This is a genomic window from Mesorhizobium sp. LSJC285A00, from assembly GCF_000503155.1.
Lineage (GTDB): Bacteria > Pseudomonadota > Alphaproteobacteria > Rhizobiales > Rhizobiaceae > Mesorhizobium.
The window spans coordinates 1-3,792 of sequence record NZ_AYVK01000091.1; the positions used below are offsets into that span (position 1 = coordinate 1).

The 3,792-nt window shown below is 59.5% G+C and carries 3 protein-coding genes and 1 pseudogene; all 4 read left to right on the forward strand.

Features of this window, described 5'->3' with window-relative positions:
* Positions 1–379 precede the first annotated feature (379 nt).
* Positions 380–650 (forward strand): annotated as a pseudogene (locus X726_RS1000000172140) (transposase); the annotation flags it as partial.
* Positions 651–929: 279 nt separating this feature from the next.
* Positions 930–2,261 (forward strand): diaminobutyrate--2-oxoglutarate transaminase, encoded by a 1,332-nt coding sequence (ectB, locus tag X726_RS137400; RefSeq protein ID WP_156940765.1) that lies wholly within the window; start codon positions 930–932, stop codon positions 2,259–2,261.
* Between the two features lie 280 nt (positions 2,262–2,541).
* On the forward strand, positions 2,542–3,054 hold the full coding sequence (locus tag X726_RS1000000171360; protein ID WP_023673915.1) for a hypothetical protein: 513 nt from the start codon (positions 2,542–2,544) through the stop codon (positions 3,052–3,054).
* The gene (locus tag X726_RS1000000171365; protein WP_198037412.1) at positions 3,047–3,514 is read left to right on the forward strand and encodes a hypothetical protein; all 468 of its coding nucleotides are present in this window, start codon (positions 3,047–3,049) and stop codon (positions 3,512–3,514) included. The genes X726_RS1000000171360 and X726_RS1000000171365 overlap by 8 nt, the downstream gene beginning before the upstream one ends.
* The last annotated feature ends 278 nt before the right edge of the window (positions 3,515–3,792 follow it).

Here is a 3,792-nt window from a genome sequence, read left to right on the forward strand (position 1 = left end):
CCTCAGGCTCGCGCAGAACCGCGATGATCTGCTCTTCCGTAAACCGCTTTCTCTTCATCAGTCCGTCCTTAAATCAAGGCTCGGACTCTAATCTCAGATGGAGGAAATTCTCAGTGCGCAGGTCAATTGCATGGTGGACTGCACCCTTCTGTCATGGCGCGGCTCAAGCGCACCGCTCCCGAGTTGGCTTGGCCGTCGACCTCGACGGCTGGTGCGATCCTTGCGCGGCACGGCCCATGCCGGCAAGAGCGGGCGCCGTGTCGTCTCCGCCTTCATCACCACCGCGTTTGCCCAGGAGACGCCGGAAGCCTCAGCACGAAATGGCGTGGCGTCGCCGAGCAGATCCCGCCCAAAGTGCCCAAGCTCGCCGCCATCATGGGACGACGCCGAGTCCGACGTGCTGGCCTACATGACCCTCCCCAGGGAGCACCGCCAAGCTCCACAGCACCAACCCAATCGAAAGGCTCAACGGCGAGATTAAGCGGCGCACCGAGGTCGTCGGCATCTTTCCTAACGACGACGTCATCGTCCGCCTCGTCGGCGCGCTCCTGCTCGAACAGAACGACGAATGGGCCGTCCCGCGCGCCACGCTGGAAACCAGTCAAATGAGCGATGATCCTCTCATCAGCCTGCAAGCCGTGGCGCGCTGATCAGCCCGGCCCCATGCCGGAGAGCACGGCGACCAAGCCGTCAGCTACACCACTCCCTGGGACACGATCACCAGGAGTCAAACGTGTTATAAACATCATAAATCTTTAACTCGACGAACGTTCATTTTAGGAGATCATGGGGGGCCACGTTTCTGACCACTCATGAATGCCAACTCGGCGTCGTCCATTTGGTGCTGCTATTTTTGCCAGGGCCACGACATATCGATGCCACAACATGAACGCCGCGCACCAACTAGACTCACATCCGAGGGAATCACTATGAACAAGACGATTGCCGCTATGGACAAGAAATTCGCGCCTTCGAGCAATGTGAGCATCTCTATTTTTGAGCGTCTCGAATCCGAGGTGCGTGGCTACATCCGGTCGTTTCCGGTCCTATTCGATCGCGGGGTTGGCACCAGTCTTATAGCTGCAGACGGTCGCGAATATCTTGACTTTTTCGCGGGGGCAGGCGCCCTCAATTATGGGCACAATAACCCGGCCTTCAAGAAACCGGTGCTGGACTATATTGAGCGGGATGGAATTGTGCACGGGCTCGACCTCGCCACCAGCGCGAAGAAGGCGTTCATCGAGGCCTTCGAGCGGTACATTCTGAAGCCACGGGGTCTGAATTATAAACTGCAGTTTACTGGTCCCACAGGTACGAACGCGGTCGAGGCGGCACTGAAGCTGGCTCGCATAGTGACCCGCAGGTCAAACACCGTCGCCTTTGGCAATTCGTTCCACGGTGTCAGCGCTGGATCGTTGTCAGTGACCGGAAACAAAAAGTATCGGAGTGCCGCAGGTTACCCGCTCGCGCACGTCACATTTTTGCCGTACGATGGCTATCTCGGCCCGTCCGTTGACACACTCGACTACTTCGAGAAGCTGCTCAACGACCCTAGCAGTGGCCTCGATAAGCCCGCCGCGGTCATTTTGGAAGCAGTCCAAGGTGAGGGGGGGATCTATCCCGCTAGCTTTCAATGGCTGCAGCGGCTGCGTGATCTGACCAAGCGGCACGAAATCTTGATGATCATCGACGATATCCAGGCCGGCGTCGGTCGCACGGGAAGATTTTTCAGTTTTGAAGCGGCTGAGATCGTGCCCGACATCGTCACTCTGTCGAAGTCCTTGTCGGCGATCGGCACGCCGATGTCCCTCGTTCTTCTGAAGCCTGAACTGGACGTTTGGTCGCCTGGCGCGCACAGCGGTACGTTCAGGGGCAACAACCTTGCTTTCATCGCTGCTCGTGCGGCTCTTGAGACTTATTGGGCCGACTCCAAGTTCGAGGAAGAAATCGCACGCAAGTCGGCCATTCTGGCTGAGGAACTGAACTCCATCGCAAACGATTTCCCCAACCTTGGCCTGAGTGTACGGGGCCGCGGACTGATGTACGGGCTCGTATTTCAAAAGCACCACTCATTACCTGTGCGAATCTCACGGGAAGCTCTTCGTCGCGGGTTGGTGATCGAGACCTGTGGCGGGCAAAATGAGGTACTGAAATTCCTTGTTGCTCTCACCATTGCCGAGGCTGACCTGCGCCGTGGTCTGTCAATCGTTCGCGACAGCATCGGCGCGGTGCAGGACAGCATGCCGAGAGGCTCGCCGTGACGATGGCGAGAACACGCAAGCGCGCGCATCATAGCGGACTTATTTACCTGGCTCTAAAAAGAGCTGCGGTACGCCTCCAAGTACCTTGGCGCATTTGTCGACCGTATTGGTGCTAGGCCCGTTAATGCCGCGCTCCGTGCGCCGATATATGCGTTCCACGCCCGCTTCATGCGCCAGCGCTTCTCTCAAGCAGGCGCGCGATTGTTGAACGGATTGGCATGCGGGCACTTCGGCACGAGGTGCGCCTGCAGGACGCCATATCGTTCTTCACGCGCGTGTGATGCCGCACGACCTGATTGCGCCGGCCGACCAAACGTCGAAGCTGCTCGGTCCGCTTGTCGGGAACCACACCTCCAGCAGAAAGCCGCCGATACCGCGGGCTGATGCGGTCTCGCGGGTGATTGCGAGGATCCCTGGCGCGACCGAGCGCAGCGTGCATGTGGGTGACCGGGAGAGCGACATCTGCGAGCTCTATTGCATCGCGCAAGACCTTGGTACGAGCTTCATCGTGCGGGTGCAGAAGAACAGGCTGGCCGCGCGACCTGCCGATGCTGCCCCACACGATCCTGCTCATCGCGTCTTTGCCCAACTTGCGGCGGCGCCTTGGGCGGGACGTCATCGCATTACGGTCGATCAGGAGGAGACAACTTGGCTGCGGGTGAAGTTCGCCGCCATCAACACCTTGCCGCCGGTGGGCAAGCGCTACAGTCCGCAGGTTCTGGCTTACATCCACGCCCTCGAAGAGAATCCGCCGCCCTGTCGCGAGCCGATCGACTGGAAGCTGGGTGACTAACTTGCCGGTCGAAGGTCTCTCGTGGCGGTCGAAAAGCTGGGCTGGTAAGAGCTGGAAGGCGGAGGTGTTCCACAAGGTCATGAAGTCCGGCTGCCGTGCCGAGGAGGCGAGGCTCGAGACCGCCGAGAGGCTGGCGAAGTTCCTCGCCCTCATCGCGGTGGTCAGCTGGCGCATATTCTTCGTCACTATGTCGGCGCGCGCCAAGCCAGACGCCGCGCCCAAAAGCGTTCTCACCTTCGCCGAGATCACCGCGCTCGACCAGATCGACGCGTCCCGAACGCGACCGCGCCTCCAACGGCGCACGCTCGCCGCCTACCTGCTGCAAATCGCCATGCTTGGCGGCTGTCTCGTCCGCAAACATGATCTGCCTCCGGCAATATGGTCTCTGGCGCGGCATGACCCGCTTTGCACGACATCGCCTTCGGCATCTCCATTGGATCAAGCCGAGGTAGTGTGCTGAGAGTTCTGCAAATTCGCTGAGAGGGGGCGGTCATGGCAGGCTGGTGATTGTTCACGTCACCTGATTCCCGCGNTGTGCTGAGAGTTCTGCAAATTCGCTGAGAGGGGGCGGTCATGGCAGGCTGGTGATTGTTCACGTCACCTGATTCCCGCGGAGGAACGCCACCATGACCAAGACTGAAGTTAAGACCGCCAGCGCTGCCGTCAAAGACATTTTGCTTTCGAACCCGGATGGATTGCACGAAGTGCTCCGTGCGGTGATGCAGGAGGTGCTTGAGG